The organism is Saccharopolyspora endophytica (assembly GCF_018070075.1).
Lineage (GTDB): Bacteria > Actinomycetota > Actinomycetes > Mycobacteriales > Pseudonocardiaceae > Saccharopolyspora > Saccharopolyspora endophytica.
This window is the reverse complement of sequence record NZ_JAGPXE010000005.1, coordinates 90,208-106,553: the sequence shown is the minus strand read 5'-3', so window position 1 is coordinate 106,553 and position 16,346 is coordinate 90,208. Positions and strand designations below refer to the sequence as shown.

The window sequence follows — 16,346 nt, the reverse complement described above, 5'->3', positions numbered from 1 at the left end:
GGTCACCCGTTCCGGTCGGAGTCGATCATATCGAACACGTGCCGCGAGCGAACGAGGTCGACTCCCCCCAGTGAGGACAGTCCTAGATCGACCGGCGAGCGACAACCGCCGGTTCAGCGAACTCCCGGTTCACGATCGATTCGCTCGCCGAGTTCATCGACGATCAAGGTGTCCCGGTCCACGCTATCGGTGCGATAAGCGGCCCGTCCCACCAGTTGCGCGAGAACCGGCGCGGTGAGCGTCTGGAACAGTCCAACGAGGATCAATCCGGTGGCGTAGCCGAGGTTCAGCTGCACTCCGGTGCCGATCAGGATCAGGATCAGGCCCAGCGTCTGCGGTTTCGTGGCGGCCTGCAGCCTCGCGGTCACGTCCGGGAAGGTCAGCAGTCCGATCGCGCCGAACAGGCAGGACAGCGCGCCACCGATCAGGCAGATCGCGGAGAGGACGTCCGTCCAGCTCATCGGTACGGCTCCTTCTTCTCGATCAACTTCGCGGTGCTGATCGACCCGATGAAGGCCAGCAGCGCGAAGGCGGCCAGCAGCGCGATGTTCGACCCGTCCTGCTGCAGGCCCATGCCCACGCAGGTGCCCGCGACGACCAGCGTCACCAGCACGTCGACGGCCACGATCCGGTCGAGCGTGGTCGAGCCGAGCAGCAGCCGGACGACCACCAGCAGCCCCGCCACGCTCAGCAGTACGAAGGTCACGGCGAAGACCCAGCTCATCCCGCATCACCCCTGACCAGTTCTCGCTGTCCGGCGGAGCCGACCGCGTCGACGACCAGCCGCTCCAGGAACCACATCTCGCGCCGCACCGAGTCCTCCTCGCCGGGACGCAGGCCCAGCGCGTAGACGTAGCAGGTGCGGTTGACCCGGTCGATCTGCAGCACGAACTTGCCCGGCGCGAGCGAGACCGCGCTGGCCACGATCGCGATCACGTGGTCGGAGTCGCTGCGCAGCGTGCTGGCCACGATGCCCGCCTTGGCGCTGCGCCGGTGCCACACCGCCTGCCAGGCCACCCGGAGGGTGGAGATCACCAGGTCCCAGGCCAGGTAGCCGATCAGCCGCAGCATCGGCAGCGGGCGCAGCACCATGCCGGTGCGGATCATCGGCAGCGGGAACAGCAGGGTCACCAGCAGCGCCACCAGCACGCCGAAGAACAGCGTGCCGACGTCGAAGGTGCCCCACAGCAGGACCCACACCGCGGTCAGCCAGATCACCAGCGGAACCCGGCGCAGCAGCCGCTTGTGCTTCGGCATGCGCTCACCCACCGGAACCACCTCCCAGCACCGCGGTCCGGTAGATCTCGCCGTGCATCAGGTCCCCGGCCGCCCGGCCCGCGATCTCTCCCAGCGGGCCCGCGACCAGGGCGATCACCAGGCTGGACACGACGAGCACGCCGGTCGCCGCCAGCATCGGACGACTGGAGCTGGCGGTGCCGACGACCAGTTCGTCGGTCGGGTCCGGGTCCGGCGCGGGCGCCTTCACCTGGCCCCAGAACACCCTGGTCCACACCCGCGCCATCGCGTAGAGGCTCAGCAGGCTGGTCAGCACGGCACCGGCGGTCACCGCGTAGCCGGTGATGGTCCCGCTGCCGATGCCCGCCTGCAGCAGCGCGAGCTTGGCGACGAAACCGGAGAACGGCGGCACGCCCGCCAGGCTCAGCGCCGGGAGCGCGAACAGGACCGCGATCAGCGGGGTCGCCTTGGCCATGCCGCCCATGCGGGTCAGCGCCACCGTTCCGCTGTGCCGCGTGATCAGACCGCTGACCAGGAACAACGTCGCCTGCACGGTGATGTGGTGGACGACGTAGAGGATCACGCCGGTCAGGCCGACGACGTTGTAGACGCCGAGCCCGAACAGCATGTACCCGATGTGGCTGACCAGCAGGAACGACAGCAACCGGTTGAGGTCGTTCTGCGCGAGGGCGCCGAGCGCGCCGACGATCATGGTGATCAGCGCGATGCCGAGCATCAGGTCCCAGGTCTCGGAGTGCGCGAACACCAGCGTCTGGGTGCGGATCAGCGCGTAGATGCCGACCTTGGTCAGCAGGCCCGCGAACACCGCGGTGACCGGCGCGGGCGCCGTCGGGTAGCTGTCCGGCAGCCAGAAGTGCAGCGGCACCATCGCGGCCTTCACGCCGAACACGATCACCACGAGCAGCGCCAGCGCGATCTGCAGGCCGCGCGGCAGGTCGGCGACCTTGGTGCCCAGGTCGGCGAGGTTGACCGTGCCGGTCGAGGCGTAGACCAGCGCGATCATGGTGATGAACAGCAGCGACGAGGCGAGGCTGACGATCGTGTAGGTCATGCCCGCGCGGACCCGGGTGGAGGTGGTTCGCCGGGTGATCAGCACGTACGACGAGCTGAGCATGATCTCGAAGGCGACGAAGAGGTTGAACAGGTCGCCGGTGAGGTACGCCAGCGACACGCCCGCGCACAGCATCAGGTACATCGGGTGGAACGTCGTGCTGGAGCGCTCCCGGCCGTAGTCGGTGATGCGCTGGCCGATCGAGTAGATCAGCACCGCGAACGTCACGACCGAGGACACCAGCAGCAGCAGCGATGAGAGCCGGTCGGCGATGAGCGTGATGCCGAAGGGAGCCGGCCAGGCGCCCATCTGCAGCACGACGGGGCCGCTCTGGTCGGACGTGTAGAGCAGCACCGCCGCGTCGGCGATGATCACGCCGAGCACGAGCAGGCCGAGGATGCGCTGCACGTCGGCGAAGCGGCCGAGGGCCAGCGAGAGCCCGGCGGCGGCCAGCGGCAGCAGGACCGGCAGGGCGACCAGGACCGTCACTGCGCCGCCTCCTTCGCCGGTTCGTCCTCCGTCGAGTCGTCCTCGTCCTCGTCCTCACCGGCTTCCAGCCGCTTCTCCAGCCGCTGGATCCGGCGGTCCTCGACGTCGTCGCGGACCTCGTCGTGGCCCAGCAGCGTCCAGGACCGGTAGGCCAGCGCCAGCAGGAACGTGGTGAGCGCGAAGGTGATCACGATGGCGGTCAGCGCCATGGCCTGCGGCAGCGGATCGGTCATCTCCTCCGGGCGGGCGATGTCGAGCATCGGGGGACGTCCGGGCGGGCCGCCCGCGATCTGCAGCAGCAGGTTCGAGCCGTGGCCGAGGACCACGATGCCCAGCAGGATCCGCATCAGGGAGCGCTGCATGAGCAGGTAGAAGCCCACCGAGTAGAGGACCGCGATGGCGAACGCCACGGTCAGGTTGATGGTCATCGGCGCCCCCTCGCCGCCGCGTCGGCATCGGCCTCGATGCCCGAGCCGAGGGTGCGCAGCAGGTCCAGCACGACGCCGACGATCAGCAGGAACACGCCGGTGTCGAGGACGACGCTGCTGACGAACTTGATCTCGCCGAGCAGCGGCAGGGTGAACTTGTAGATCGCGGTCTCCAGCAGCTGACCGCCGAAGATCAGCGGCAGGAACGCCGCAGCGCAGGCGATCGTGAGGCCGAGGCCGATCAGGACCGGCGGTCGCATCGACACCACGGCGCTGTCGTCCATGCGGCCACCGGCGAGGTGGCGCAGCAGGAACGCCTGCCCGGCCACCAGGCCGCCGCTGAAGCCGCCGCCCGCGCGGTCGTGCCCGGCGAACAGCAGGTAGATCGCCAGCACCAGCACGGTCGGGAACACGATGCGCGCGACCAGCTCCAGCAGCACCGAGCGGGCCTGGCCCTCGCGGCGGAAACCGGACAGCAGCCAGCGCTCGGTCGGCGCGTCCCAGTTCGTCCATGACGGCTTGGTCGAGGGACTCACTTGCGCACCTCCTGCTGCTGCGTCTGCTCGCGCCTGCGGCGTTCGTGCCGCGAGGCCAGGATCAGGCTGGCGACACCGGTCGCGGCGACCGCGAGGACCGCGATCTCGCCGACGGTGTCGAAGGCGCGGAAGTCCACGATGATCGCGTTGACCACGTTGGTGGCCCCGGCGCCCTTCTCGGCGTGGTCCATGAAGTACTGGCTGGCCTCGGGCGGTGCCTGGCGGGCCGAGCTGAACCCGATCGCGGCCAGCGCGACGAACAACCCGGCGGCGGTGGCGATGATCGCCTTGGGGATCCGGATGGCCTTCGACGAGTCGGCCTGCGAGAAGCGCTCCGGGAGCCGCCGCAGCACGAACACGAACGCCACGACGGTCAGCGTCTCCACCAGGAACTGGGCGAGCGCGAGGTCCGGGGCTCCGTCGACGATGAACAGCCCGCCGATGCCGTAGCCGATGACGCCGACCAGCAGCACCGCGGTGAGCCTGCGGTGGGCGCGCAGCACGGCCAGCGCGGCGAGCACCACGCCCAGGCTCAGCGGCACCTGCAGCAGGTTGTCGTAGGCGCGCAGGTCGTCGGGCACGGTGAACTGGATCAGCAGGGCCGATCCGGGGATGGCCACGACGGTCACCAGGACGATGCCGAGGTAGGTGGGCAGCGAACCCACCTGGGTGCGCGCGGTGACGGCGACCGCGACGCGTTCCAGCAGCGCGGTGATCCGCTCGTAGCCGCGCTGGGCGTTGAGGGGCTGCGGGAGCCGGTTGCGCCAGGCGGTGAGCGGGGTGCGCACCCGGTGCAGCACCAGACCACCGGCTACGGCGAGCACCGACAGCGCGAGCGGGAGGTTGAAGCCGTGCCACAGCGCGAGCTCGGCGGGCTTGCCGACCGACTCGTAGGAGGTCGCGTAGCCGTCGGCGAGCTCGTGGGACACCGGGTAGGCGACGCCCAGCACCAGTCCGGCGAGCGCGGGCAGCCCGGCGGGGATCAGGGCCTGCAGGTCGGCCGGTTTGACGCTGGTCGGCGCGAGCCCGGGCTTGGTGCCGAAGGCGCCGAACCACATCCGCAGGCTGTAGGCGACGGTGAGCATCGAGCCGATCACCAGGAAGACGTCGACCGCGGCGCCTGCGGGCCCGGTCAGGAAGGCGCCGAACGCGGCCTCCTTGCCGAGGAACCCGAGCATCGGCGGCAGGCCCGCCATCGAGCCCGCGGCCAGCGCGGCGATCGCCGCGAGCCACGGCTGGCGGGCGGCGAGCCCGGAGAGCTTGCGGATGTCGCGGGTGCCCGCCTGGTGGTCGATCATGCCGACGACCAGGAACAGGGTGGCCTTGAACAGGCCGTGCGCGAGCAGCATGGTCGCTCCGGCCAGCGCGGCGTCGTGGCTGCCCGCGCCGAAGAGCACCATCAGGAATCCGAGCTGGCTGACCGTGCCGTAGGCCAGCAGCTTCTTCAGGTCGTGCTCGTGCAGCGCGCGCCAACCGCCGAAGAGCATGGTGGCCAGCCCGAACACCACGGCCGGAACGCGCCATTCGAGCTGCGCTTCGAAGATCGGGCCGAGCCGGGCGACGAGGAAGACACCGGCTTTGACCATCGACGCCGCGTGCAGGTAGGCGCTGATCGGGGTGGGGGCGACCATCGCGGCGGGAAGCCAGTTGTGGAAGGGCAGCTGCGCGGACTTGGTGAACGCGCCCACCAGGATCAGCACCGCGGCCACGGCGGTGGCGGTGCCTGTCGGCGGGCGGTCGATGAGCTCGGAGATCCGGTAGGTGCCGGCCGTCTCGCCCAGCACGACGAAGCCGAGCAGCATGACCAGTCCGCCGAGGCTGGTGATCATCAGCGCCTGCAGCGCCGACCGGCGGGACTCGCGGCTGATGCCCGCCTGCCCGACGAGCAGGAACGAGCAGACCGTGGTCAGCTCCCAGAAGATGTAGACGGTGGTGAGGTCGTCGGCGACGACCAGCCCGAGCATCGCTCCGGCGAAGCCCAGCAGCAGCGGTGCGGAACGCCGCGCGTCACCGCGTCCTCGGGCGAAGTAGGAGTCGGCGTAGATCAGCACCAGCACGCCCAGGCCGCAGACCAGGATGGTCATCACCAGCGCGAGCGCGTCGAGGCGGAAGCCGAAGTTCAGGCCGATCAGCGGCACCCAGGGCACGGTTTCGGTCATCGTCTGGCCCGCGAGCACCTGCGGGGTGCGCGCGAGCAGCCAGACGGCGGCCGCGGCGGGTGGGATCGCGGCGATCAGGAACGCGGCGCGGGTGTTGCGCCGGGCCACCAGCGGCAGGAGCACGGCCACCAACAGGTGCGCGATGACGAAGCCGAACAAGGCACCTCCTCCGCACCGCTGTTGTCATGCCTGCCAGCCTCGCCCGATCATTCGCCACCCAGGAGGTCCGCGCACCGCGACGCGAGCAGGCGTCGCGGATGTCCGGAAGGTCCGACCAATGACAAGTTATCTGGACGCGCCCGTCTCGCGCCAACACCGCCCAGCGGAGCGTCCGGGCCGATGGGAGCGTTTTTTCGTTGCGCCGAAATAATGTTCGCCTTCAAAACGGCCTGCGACCGCGACTTTGCGAGTGGGATTCTTCACGTGGCGTAACATCATCTTCCGACCTGGGCGATCTCCCGGTGGCCGATGTGGCGCCGCTGAGTTTTCGGCGGTCTTTGCACCCGTTCCGGCCCGGCTGTCGGACCGAAGGTGGAAAATGTGGCCGTGCCCACCGACAACCAGAACACCCTCGCCGGCATCGGCCGGCTGATCGCCGACCGGTACCGCCTGGAGCGCAAGCTCGGCGGCGGCGCGATGGGCACCGTGTGGTACGGCACAGATGAACTGCTGCATCGCCCGGTGGCCGTCAAGCAGGTCAAGCTCGCGCCGGGGATGCCGGAGGAAGAGGCGGCCGAGCTGCGCGAGCGCGCGCTGCGCGAGGCTCGCGCCATCGCGGTGCTGTCCCACCCCAACGTCGTGACGCTCTACGACGTCGCGCGCGATCAGGACGAGCCGTTCGTGGTGATGGAGCTCGTCCCGTCGCAGAGCCTGGCGGCGATCCTCGACGACCACGGCGCTCTCAACGACAACCAGCTCGCGGTGATCGCCGACGGCGTCGCGGCCGGGCTGGACGCCGCGCACCGGGCCGGGATCGTGCACCGCGACGTCAAACCGGGCAACGTGCTGATCGGCGACGACGGTCGGTTGAAGGTCAGCGATTTCGGCATCTCCCGCAACATCGCCGAGCACACGCTCACCAACACCGGGATCCTGCTGGGCACACCGGCCTACATCGCCCCCGAGGTCGCCGCCGGAGAAGCCGTGACGGCCGCGGCGGACCTGTGGGGCTTGGGCGCCACGCTGTTCGCCGCCGCCGAGGGCCGTCCGCCCTACGACGTGGGCGACGATCCACTCGCGACGGTCACCGAGGTCGTGCGCGGTCCCGTTCCGGCGCTGCACCGGCCGGGCGCGGTGGGCGACGTGATCCGGGCGCTGATGGTCAAGGACCCGGCGCAGCGGATGCCGTTGACGGAGGTGCGGCGCCGGTTGCAGCACCTGCTGCCGGAACCGGGCGCCCGTCCGTTCGCGATGCTGCTCGATCCCGATGCGCCGACCGTCCGGGTCCGGCAGCGGGTGCTGCAGCAGACCTCTCAGGACAAGCCGTCGATCCCGCCCGCTCCCCAGCTCACCGGTTCGGCGCCGCTGGCGGCCGACCCCGGTCCGCCGCCGTTCACGTTGCAGGACCCACCGAGGAAGAAGCGCCGTCCGCTGCGCGCGGTCGCGCTGGTGCTGGCGGCGCTGCTGCTGTTCACGGCGGCGCTGATCGGATCGTTCGCGGCGACGCGCCTGATGGCGGGCCAGTCGCTGCTGCCGGAGCTGGAACCACCGTCCACGTCGGACCCGAACCCGGCGTTCCCGGCGCTGACGCCGCACCGGGAGGACGCGAAGCACTCGGCGGCTCCCGACGGCGGCGAGTTCTCGATCATGGCTCCGGCCGGGTGGCGCACCTTCCACAGCGAGCGCAACGACCTGTCGAACAACTCGGTGGTCGCGTTCGTGTCCGGTGATGGGGCCACGGAGGTCGCGGTGCAGCGCTACGGCGACTACTTCGAGCGGGGCCTGACGCTGGACGGCTACCAGACGCAGCTCCCGCGAGCGATCGGCGGCCCGGCGGCCGACGTCGCCGTCAACAGCTTCCACACGGTCGACGGCGTGCGCAGGGTCGTCTACTCGACCAAGGTGGAGCAGCTGCTCAGCGGTCCGGCGAAGGAGATCGAGCGCCGCACGACGGCGGCGCTGCGGCGGTCCGGCGACGACCTCTGGATCGTCCGGGTGACCAGCGTCCCGGAGAAGTGGCAGCAGGCGGAGGCCCTGCTGGACCAGGTGCTGCCCACCTTCGACCCCGCCGGCTGAGGCCGCAGCGGGGGTCGTCGTCGCCGGTGTCCGAACCGTCCGCGCTCGATGTCGCCTCTGCCTGGTCGGTTCGGACCAAAACCGGCCACCGGTGAGCGGACGAGCACGCGCCGGAAAAACGGAGAGACTAAGCTGCCCGGCCGTGACCGCTACGAACATTTCCGACCCGTCCGCCCTCGCCCACGAGGCATCGGCGAAGCTCGCCGAGCTCACGGGTGTCGATGGCCACGACCTGGCCGTCGTCCTCGGTTCCGGCTGGCAGCCCGCCGCCGACGAGATCGGGACGCCCGAAGCCGAGATCGGCATGGACGAGCTGCCGGGCTTCGCCAAGCCGGGCGCCGTCGGCCACACCGGCAAGATGCGCTCGGTGCCCGTGGGCGACAAGCGCGTGCTGGTCATCCTCGGCCGCACCCACATGTACGAGGGCCACGGCATCGTGAAGGTCGCGCACGGCGTGCGGACCGCCGTGGCGGCCGGGTGCCGGACGGTGATGCTCACCAACGCGGCGGGCGGCATCCGCGAGGGCATGCAGGTCGGGCAGCCGGTCCTGATCAGCGACCACATCAACATGACCGCGCTGTCGCCGCTGGTGGGCGCGAACTTCGTGGACCTGACCGACCTCTACTCGCCGCGGCTGCGGGATCTGGCGCGCGGCATCGACTCCTCGCTGGAGGAGGGCGTCTACGCGGGACTGCCGGGCCCGCACTTCGAGACCCCGGCGGAGATCCGGATGCTGCGCACCCTCGGTGTGGACCTGGTGGGCATGTCGACCGTGCTGGAGGCCATCACCGCGCGCTCGCTGGGCGCCGAGGTGTTCGGCCTGTCGCTGGTGACGAACCTGGCGGCCGGGTTGAGCGGTCAGCCGCTCAACCACGAGGAGGTCCTGGAAGCGGGCCGGGTTTCGGCTTCGCGGATGGGCCGGTTGCTGCGGTCGTTGCTGGAGGCGGCGTGACCCAGCCGGATGTCCGGGCGGCCGCGGAGCGGTGGATCGCCGACGACGTCGACCCCCGCGCCCAGGACGAGCTGCGGGAACTCCTCGACTCGCCCGAGCTGGCCGACCGGATGTCGGGCATGCCGCGCTTCGGCACGGCGGGGCTGCGCGCCCCGGTGCGCGCGGGTGCCAACGGCATGAACCGCGCGGTGGTCGTGCGCACCACCGCCGGGGTCGCGAGCTGGCTGGTGCAGCAGGGGCTCGGTGGCGGGATCGTGGTCGTGGGCCGGGACGCCCGGCACGGTTCGGAGGACTTCGCCGAGGACGCCGCCGGTGTGCTCTCGTCGGCGGGCTTCGACGTGCGGGTGCTGCCGGAGCCGCTGCCGACGCCGGTGGTCGCGCACGCCGCGCGGGCGCTGGACGCGGTGGCCGGGATCCAGATCACGGCGTCGCACAACCCCCCGCAGGACAACGGTTTCAAGCTCTACCTGGGCGGCGGCGTGCAGCTGATCAGCCCGGCGGACACCGAGATCGAGGCGGCGATCGCGAAGACGCCTGCGGCGAACGCGGTGTCGCGCAAGCAGAACTGGACGGTGCTGGAGTCCGGCCAGGACGACTACCTGGCGCGGGTGTCGGCGTTGCCGCGCGGCGGTGACCGCGAGGTCCGGGTGGCGGCGACGGCGTTGCACGGCGTCGGCGCGAAGACCTTGCGAAGGGCCTTGCAGCGCGCGGGTTTCGACGACGTGCACTTCGTGGCCTCGCAGTCCGAACCGGACCCGGACTTCCCGACCGTGGGTTTCCCGAACCCGGAGGAGCCCGGCGCGACCGACGAGCTGCTGCGGCTGGCCGAGGACATCAACGCCGATCTCGCGATCGCGCTGGACCCGGATGCCGACCGGTGCGCGCTGGGCGTGCGCGAGGCGGGCACGTGGCGGATGTTGCGCGGCGACGAGACCGGCGTGCTGCTGGCCTGGCACGTCCTGTCCACTTTGGACGAGTCGGCGCCGGATCCGCTGGTCGCCACGACGATCGTGTCCTCCAGCATGCTGCGCTCGATCGCCGCCGAGTTCGGGGTCCGCTACGCCGAGACGCTCACCGGGTTCAAGTGGCTGGTGCGCGCGGGCGACGGCGAGGGAACCGGCCTGGTGTACGCCTACGAGGAGGCGCTGGGGCACAGCGTCGACCCCGACCGGGTGCGCGACAAGGACGGCATCTCGGCGGCGGTGCTGGCCTGCGACCTGACCGCGAGCCTGCTGGCCTCGGGCGATCACCTGCTCGACCTGCTCGACGAGCTGTCCACCGAGCACGGCGTGCACCAGACCGGGCAGGTGTCGGTGCGGGTGACGGACCTGGCGGTGATCCCGCGGATCATGGAGCGGCTGCGCGGCGAACCGCCGCAGGAGCTGGCGGGCACGGCCGTGCGGACCCGCGACCTCCTGCCGGACACCGACGCGCTGGTGGTCACCGGCGACGGCGGGCTGCGCGTGGTGATCCGCCCGTCGGGAACCGAACCGAAGCTCAAGTGCTACCTGCAGGTGGTCGAGCAGGTCGGCGAGCTGCCGCTGGCGGAGGCCAAGCAGCGGGCCGCCGACCGCCTGGACGAGCTCACCCGAGCCGTGACGGCCCTGGTGGAGGAGTAGATGGCCAAGCTGCTGATCGTGCACCACACGCCCTCGCCCGGGATGCAGGCGATGTTCGAGCAGGTGATGGCGGGCGCGACGACCGACGAGATCGAGGGCGTCGAGGTGGTGCGCCGGCCCGCACTGAGCGCCACCGCCTCCGACGTCCTCGACGCCGACGGCTACCTGCTGGGGACCCCGGCCAACCTGGGCTACATCTCGGGCGCGCTGAAGCACTTCTTCGACACGATCTACTACCCCTGCCTGGACGCGACCAGCGGACGGCCGTTCGGCTACTACGTCCACGGCAACGAGGGCATCGAGGGAGCCCAGCGCGCGATCACCTCGATCACCACCGGACTGGGCTGGCAGCAGGCGGCCGAGCCCGCGACCGTCCTGGGCACGCCGGAGAAGTCCGACCTGGACGCCTGCTGGGAGCTGGGCGCCACGGTCGCCGCGAACCTGATGCCGTAACTGGTCCCGGGACCACCCAGTTGATCTTGGTTGGGGTGGCTCCTATAGCCTGATCGTGTCGTCGGGGCGCGCCCCTTGACGACGGCGGGGCGCCCCGGACAGAGCCCGCCTTCCCTCATCACGTGCGATGTTCGGGGCGCCCCGCACCTTCGCTCATCGTAATCAGCCACCACCCGTTCGCTGTGGCCGTCGAGGAATCCGCAGGCCCTCCAGCAGCATTTCCGGGGCCGTACGCGTTACCCTGCGACAGTGAGTGAGGAAACGATCCGACTCGAACTCGATGACTCCGGCGTCTCCGTGGATCTCCCCAAGCCCCCTGGTCCTCACGACCAGGTTCAGGGCGTTCCCTACCGGCCGGTCGAGTTCCGTGACGACGACCTACCGGCGGCTTTGGAACGATCCGCCAAGTGGCTTCGCGAGGCCCAGAACTGGCTCGGCGAACCGATCGATGTGATCGCGGTTCATCTCGATTACGACGATCGAGACGGCGCCCCGTACTACGACCTGAAGCTGATGTGCAACGAGGAGGACCTGGCAGGCGCACCGATCGCGATGCGCAGACTGCGAAGCGATTCCGTCGGCTGACCGTCCCTGAAGATCCTTCTCGAATCAACGCGATGGCCCGGCCGGCCCGTCCGGCCGGGCCGCTCTTCTAGAACCTCGAACGACGGCCTTTCCACTGGTCGCGGCCCTGGTGGGCGCGCACGGCGCCGTCGAGCAGCAGCACGCCGAACAGCGTCCCGCTGATCGGCGCCAGCGGCGCGAGCTCGGGGTTGGACCGCATGAACTTCGCCGTCCCGGCGTGGGCGGCGCTCTGCGCGGCGCAGCCGGCGAGACCGAGCGCGGTCAGCACGGGCCGGCGCCCGCGCCCCACCAGCACCGACAGCGGCGCGGCCAGCGACATCGCGATCTGGCCGAGGCCGATGGCCGCCAGCGTCGGTGCCGAGCCCTTGGTGCCCGCCACGAAGCTCTTCCGGAACGACGCCCAGCCCTGCTCGAAGGGGTCCATCCCGCTGGTGCGCAGGTGGTCGAGGCCGTCGACGGTGCGCGTGGTGCCGCCGTGGTCGCGCACGGCGGTGGCGATCGCCACGTCCTCGTTGCGGATCGCGGCGAACGCGGCCCACCCGCCGACCTTCTCGTAGTGCGAGCGGCGCACCAGGATGCAGTGGCCGATGGCGAACGCCTTGCGACCCCGGCCGTCCGGTGAGGCGTTCTCGCCGATGAGCTGCAGTCCCGGCGGCATGAGCAGCGGCCAGCTCGCCGAGCGGCCCGCAGGAGGGCCACCAGGCGTGGAGACGAGGTCGGCCTCGATGGCGTCGGCCGTGGCCAGCAGGCGGCTGAGCAGGTCCGGAGCGGCGACGGTGTCGGCGTCGAGGAACAGCAGCCACTCCCCGGCCTCCGGCGGTCCGGCGGCCTCCACGCCGACGTGCATCGCGTGCACCTTGCCGCCCCAGCCGGGCGGCGGCGAGTCCACCCGCACCGGCACCACGCGCGGGTCGCGCCGGGCGAACTCGCGGGCGATCTCGCCGGTGGCGTCGGTGGAGCCGTCGTCGACCACGACCACCCGCAGCAGCGCTTCGTGCTCGGCGCCGTGGGTCTGCGACACGATCGAGCTCAGGCAGTCGGCGAGGACTGCGGCTTCGTCGCGGGCGGGGACGACGACGGTGACCTTGGGCGGCGCGACCGCACCGGGCCGGGGTTCCCGCAGCGGCGCGATGGCGCGCGTCTGGCGGATCGTGCGCGCGCTGCGGATCAACACCCCCACGGCGACCGCACCGAGCACCCACGACCAGCGATTCGTGTGTCTTCGCGGTGAAACCACGAACTCAGCGTGCCACGGAAGGGGCGAACGGGTGCTGATCAAATGCCCTAATTGGCGCTGAACTTCGCGTTGCGCCCACGTCCCGGAGCGGTGTCCGAGCAGGTGGTCGGGGTCAGACGGCCCCGTACTCGCGGTCTCCCGCGTCGCCGAGGCCGGGAACGATGAAGCCGGATTCGTTGAGCCGGTCGTCGATGCTCGCCGTCACCACGCGCACCGGCAGCCCGGCCTCTTCGAGGCGCCGGACGCCCTCGGGCGCGGCGAGGGTGCAGATGGCGGTGACGTCGGTGGCGCCGCGCTCGACCAGCAGCTCGATCGTGTGCACCATCGAACCGCCGGTGGCCAGCATCGGGTCCAGCACCAGCACCGGGATGCCGGTGAGGTCCGCGGGCAGCGACTCCAGGTACGGGGTGGGCAGCAAGGTCTCCTCGTCCCGCGCGAGCCCGACGAAGCCCATCTGCGCCTCCGGGATCAGCCGGTGCGCCTGGTCGGCCATGCCCAGCCCGGCGCGCAGCACCGGAACCAGCAGCGGCGGGTTCGCGATCCGGTAGCCGGTGGTCTTGGCCACCGGGGTGTGGATGGGCTCCTCCGCCAGCTCGGCGTCGCGCGTCGCTTCGTAGATGAGCATCAGGGTGAGCTCTTGCAACGCAGCGCGGAAGGCGGCGCTGTTGGTGCGCGCATCGCGCATCGTCGACAACCGCGACTTCGCGAGGGGGTGGTCCACGACCCGAACGTCCATGACGGACAACCGTAACGGCCGCTTCCCACCCCCGGCGCACGGACTTGCGCGAACGTGTCGCCGATCGCAGGCCTACGGGTGCAGGACGACCTTCGTGTAGCCCTCGATGCGCTGGTCGAACTTGCTGTAGGCGTCAGGGGCGTCGTCCAGCGACAGCTCGTGGGAGACCACGAAGCTCGGCTTCGCCCGACCCGAGATGATCATGTCGCGCAGCTGCCGGTTGTAGCGCTTGACGTTGCACTGACCGGTTCCCACGACCTGACCCTTCTCGAACATCCTCCCGATGGACACCAGCAGCCTGCCCTTCTTGGCCTCCTCCGACGGACCGCCCGGGTCCGCGGGCACGTAGAGGCCGGGCACGCCGAGCCGCCCGGTCGGGCGCACGGTTTCGATCAGCGAGTTGAGCACGATGGCGGGTTCTTCCTTGCTCGCGTCGCCGGTCTGCGCCTGGTAGCCGACGGCGTCGACGCCCTTGTCGGTTCCCTCGCCGTTGGTCTGATCCTTGATCATCTGGACCGGGTCGCCCTGCGAGAAGTCGATCGGGATCGCGCCCATCTCCTCGGCCTTGGCCAGCCGCTCCGGGATGCGGTCAACGCAGAACACCTGGGACGCGCCGCGCAGCAGCGCGGAGTAGGCGGCCATCAGGCCCACCGGCCCCGCCCCGTACACCGCGACGCTCTCGCCCGGCGAGACCTGCGCGAGCTCGCACCCGTGGTAGCCGGTCGGGAAGATGTCGGCGAGCAGCACGAAGTCGGTCTCGTGCTCGCTGCCGGCGGGCAGCTTCAGGCAGTTGAAGTCGGCGTGCGGGACCCGCAGGTACTCGGCCTGCCCGCCGGTGTAGGGCCCCATGGAGACGTAGCCGTAGGCTCCGCCCGCGAACCCGGGGTTCACGGTGAGGCAGAAGCCGGTGTTGCCCGCCATGCAGTTCTTGCAGAACCCGCAGGCCACGTTGAACGGCATCACGACCCGGTCGCCCTTGGCCAGGCCGACGACGCCCTCACCGAGCTCCTCGACGACGCCCATGTTCTCGTGCCCGAACACGATCCCCGGCTCAGCGGCCGTGCGCCCCTCGTACATGTGCAGGTCCGACCCGCAGATCGCGGTCGACGTCACCCGCACGATCACGTCGCTGGGGTGCTGGATCCTCGGACTCTCCACCTCATTCACAGCAACCCGGTAAGGCTCCTGGTACACGACGGCCTTCATCTCAGACCTCCAGAACACATGCGTGACCGCTCATGGCACCCGGGGACTACCCATCTTCGCCCGCGCGCACGCACACGTTCGGAGGACTTCAGCGGGTGCGGCCCCGGGGTGGGTGGAGGCGGTCGCGGGTTGCGGTGGCGGTGAGCCAGCAGGTGCCGCAGGTCGGGGACAGCCAGTCGATCGCGGTCGGTTTGCCCAGGTTGATCGTCTCGCCGCAGAGGGTTTCGCGGGACTGGCCCGGGTGCGGCGGTTCGGTGGGGTGCAGGGCGTGGCGGAGGCCGCCGTGCGGGCGCCAGTAGGCGACCAGCTGCTGGCCGTTGAAGAGCTCGGACACGTTGCCTCCCAGTGGTCGTCGGACGCGGAGCGCCGGCCGGGAGTCGGGGGAGGAAGACCGACCGGCGCCACCGCCAGCGATGACCCTGCGTATTGCTATCGTCACCGCTTGAGATCAAGATAGAAGGCATTCGGTTAATTACCTATCGGCATCAACCAATCGAGTTGGATCTTCAGCCTGGAGATCACCCGGGAGGCTCACATGGCACCGATCTCCGCCACCGTCGCGATGTGGGCGATCGGCCTGCGACTCCGAGAGAGGCGCGAGGAGCGCGGCTTTCGCTCCGCCGACGCGGCGAAGCAAACGGGCGTGGCGGCGGCGTACCTGTCCGACATCGAGAACGGCAAGAAGAACCTCTCCGAGGGCAGGCTCAACGAGCTGATCGAGCTCTACGAGATAGACGCCGAAGAAGCCGACGAACTCCGGGATCTGCGCGAACAGGCCACCCGACGCGGATGGTGGACCAAGTACTCAGCCCTCTTCAGCGACGAACTCCTCCGCTTCTTCGGCTTCGAGCACGGCGCGGAAAGCCTTCGCACCTACGACAGCGACCTGGTCGCCGGACCACTTCAAACCGCGTCCTACGCCCGCGCGATCATCGAAGCCGGTGCACCCAATCTGCGGCTCGCCGAGGTGGATCGCCGAGTGCAGTGCCGACTCACTCGCGCTCAACGACTCATCGGCGACGACCCACTTCAGATCACAACCGTCATGAGCGAAGCCGCGATTCGCCAGCAGGTGGGCGGCCCCGAAGTTCACCGTGAGCAGCTCAGGCATCTCGCGACGCTGATGGAACAACAGCCGGAAACGATCGACATCCGAGTCGTGCCCTTCGAAGCGACCGGACATCCCGCGATGGGCGGGTCGGGTTTCTTCCTCATGACCTTCCCGAGCGGGCGGCTGCCCACCATCCTCTGGCAGGAAACCGTCACATCAACGCAGCTCATCACCGATCCCCTGATGACCCGTGAGTACGCACTGGCGCACTCGGATGCGATGCGGAACGCGCTGAGCAGGGACGACAGCTTCAAGCTGATCACGAAGGGGTTCACCTGCGGCTAGAGCACGG

17 protein-coding genes are annotated in these 16,346 nt (G+C 70.2%); 6 read left to right on the top strand and 11 right to left on the bottom strand.

Annotated elements, in window-relative coordinates; translation table 11 throughout:
• Positions 1 to 113: 113 nt before the first annotated feature.
• The 7 genes from mnhG to mbhE are packed head-to-tail and all read right to left on the bottom strand — an operon-like array spanning position 114 to position 6,079.
• Positions 114 to 461: a monovalent cation/H(+) antiporter subunit G gene (gene mnhG / locus KBO27_RS14150; protein WP_210970471.1), complete on the bottom strand. Its 348-nt coding sequence runs from the start codon at positions 459 to 461 to the stop codon at positions 114 to 116.
• Positions 458 to 724, bottom strand: a complete 267-nt coding sequence (locus KBO27_RS14145; RefSeq protein WP_132685408.1) for an MrpF/PhaF family protein — start codon at positions 722 to 724, stop codon at positions 458 to 460. Before KBO27_RS14145 ends, mnhG begins: the two co-directional genes overlap by 4 nt.
• On the bottom strand, positions 721 to 1,269 hold the full coding sequence (locus tag KBO27_RS14140; protein ID WP_307870406.1) for a Na+/H+ antiporter subunit E: 549 nt from the start codon (positions 1,267 to 1,269) through the stop codon (positions 721 to 723). The genes KBO27_RS14145 and KBO27_RS14140 overlap by 4 nt, the downstream gene beginning before the upstream one ends.
• On the bottom strand, positions 1,262 to 2,797 hold the full coding sequence (locus tag KBO27_RS14135) for a Na+/H+ antiporter subunit D (protein ID WP_210970470.1): 1,536 nt from the start codon (positions 2,795 to 2,797) through the stop codon (positions 1,262 to 1,264). The genes KBO27_RS14140 and KBO27_RS14135 overlap by 8 nt, the downstream gene beginning before the upstream one ends.
• Positions 2,794 to 3,225 (bottom strand): Na(+)/H(+) antiporter subunit C, encoded by a 432-nt coding sequence (locus KBO27_RS14130; RefSeq protein ID WP_210970469.1) that lies wholly within the window; start codon positions 3,223 to 3,225, stop codon positions 2,794 to 2,796. Before KBO27_RS14130 ends, KBO27_RS14135 begins: the two co-directional genes overlap by 4 nt.
• A complete protein-coding gene (locus KBO27_RS14125) occupies positions 3,222 to 3,761 on the bottom strand; it encodes an MnhB domain-containing protein (RefSeq protein WP_210970468.1) in 540 nt (179 codons plus the stop codon). The genes KBO27_RS14130 and KBO27_RS14125 overlap by 4 nt, the downstream gene beginning before the upstream one ends.
• Positions 3,758 to 6,079: a hydrogen gas-evolving membrane-bound hydrogenase subunit E gene (gene mbhE, locus KBO27_RS14120; RefSeq protein WP_210970467.1), complete on the bottom strand. Its 2,322-nt coding sequence runs from the start codon at positions 6,077 to 6,079 to the stop codon at positions 3,758 to 3,760. The genes KBO27_RS14125 and mbhE overlap by 4 nt, the downstream gene beginning before the upstream one ends.
• 387 nt (positions 6,080 to 6,466) lie before the next feature.
• Here mbhE and KBO27_RS14115 point away from each other — a divergent pair, with 387 nt between their 5' ends.
• From KBO27_RS14115 to KBO27_RS14095, 5 genes are all read left to right on the top strand, one after another.
• Positions 6,467 to 8,155, top strand: coding sequence for a serine/threonine-protein kinase (locus KBO27_RS14115; protein WP_307870405.1), 1,689 nt, complete (start codon positions 6,467 to 6,469; stop codon positions 8,153 to 8,155).
• A gap of 142 nt (positions 8,156 to 8,297) precedes the next feature.
• Complete coding sequence (locus KBO27_RS14110; protein ID WP_210970465.1) at positions 8,298 to 9,107, top strand: purine-nucleoside phosphorylase; 810 nt, start codon at positions 8,298 to 8,300, stop codon at positions 9,105 to 9,107.
• Positions 9,104 to 10,726, top strand: coding sequence for a phospho-sugar mutase (locus KBO27_RS14105; protein ID WP_210970464.1), 1,623 nt, complete (start codon positions 9,104 to 9,106; stop codon positions 10,724 to 10,726). The genes KBO27_RS14110 and KBO27_RS14105 overlap by 4 nt, the downstream gene beginning before the upstream one ends.
• Positions 10,727 to 11,179: a flavodoxin family protein gene (locus KBO27_RS14100; RefSeq protein WP_210970463.1), complete on the top strand. Its 453-nt coding sequence runs from the start codon at positions 10,727 to 10,729 to the stop codon at positions 11,177 to 11,179.
• 249 nt (positions 11,180 to 11,428) lie between these two features.
• Positions 11,429 to 11,764, top strand: coding sequence for a hypothetical protein (locus KBO27_RS14095; protein WP_132622630.1), 336 nt, complete (start codon positions 11,429 to 11,431; stop codon positions 11,762 to 11,764).
• 67 nt (positions 11,765 to 11,831) lie between these two features.
• On the opposite strand, the gene KBO27_RS14090 is transcribed toward KBO27_RS14095, so the two are convergent.
• The 4 genes from KBO27_RS14090 to KBO27_RS14075 all read right to left on the bottom strand — a co-directional run bounded on the left by KBO27_RS14090 (position 11,832) and on the right by KBO27_RS14075 (position 15,277).
• Positions 11,832 to 12,944: a glycosyltransferase family 2 protein gene (locus KBO27_RS14090; RefSeq protein ID WP_210970462.1), complete on the bottom strand. Its 1,113-nt coding sequence runs from the start codon at positions 12,942 to 12,944 to the stop codon at positions 11,832 to 11,834.
• A gap of 169 nt (positions 12,945 to 13,113) precedes the next feature.
• The gene (gene upp / locus KBO27_RS14085; RefSeq protein ID WP_210970461.1) at positions 13,114 to 13,737 is read right to left on the bottom strand and encodes a uracil phosphoribosyltransferase; all 624 of its coding nucleotides are present in this window, start codon (positions 13,735 to 13,737) and stop codon (positions 13,114 to 13,116) included.
• A gap of 72 nt (positions 13,738 to 13,809) precedes the next feature.
• The gene (locus KBO27_RS14080) at positions 13,810 to 14,943 is read right to left on the bottom strand and encodes a glutathione-independent formaldehyde dehydrogenase (protein ID WP_210970460.1); all 1,134 of its coding nucleotides are present in this window, start codon (positions 14,941 to 14,943) and stop codon (positions 13,810 to 13,812) included.
• A gap of 88 nt (positions 14,944 to 15,031) precedes the next feature.
• The gene (locus tag KBO27_RS14075; protein ID WP_210970459.1) at positions 15,032 to 15,277 is read right to left on the bottom strand and encodes an HC3 family zinc finger protein; all 246 of its coding nucleotides are present in this window, start codon (positions 15,275 to 15,277) and stop codon (positions 15,032 to 15,034) included.
• A 201-nt stretch (positions 15,278 to 15,478) separates the two neighbouring features.
• Here KBO27_RS14075 and KBO27_RS14070 point away from each other — a divergent pair, with 201 nt between their 5' ends.
• Positions 15,479 to 16,339, top strand: a complete 861-nt coding sequence (locus KBO27_RS14070) for a helix-turn-helix domain-containing protein (protein WP_210970458.1) — start codon at positions 15,479 to 15,481, stop codon at positions 16,337 to 16,339.
• Positions 16,340 to 16,346 lie beyond the last annotated feature (7 nt).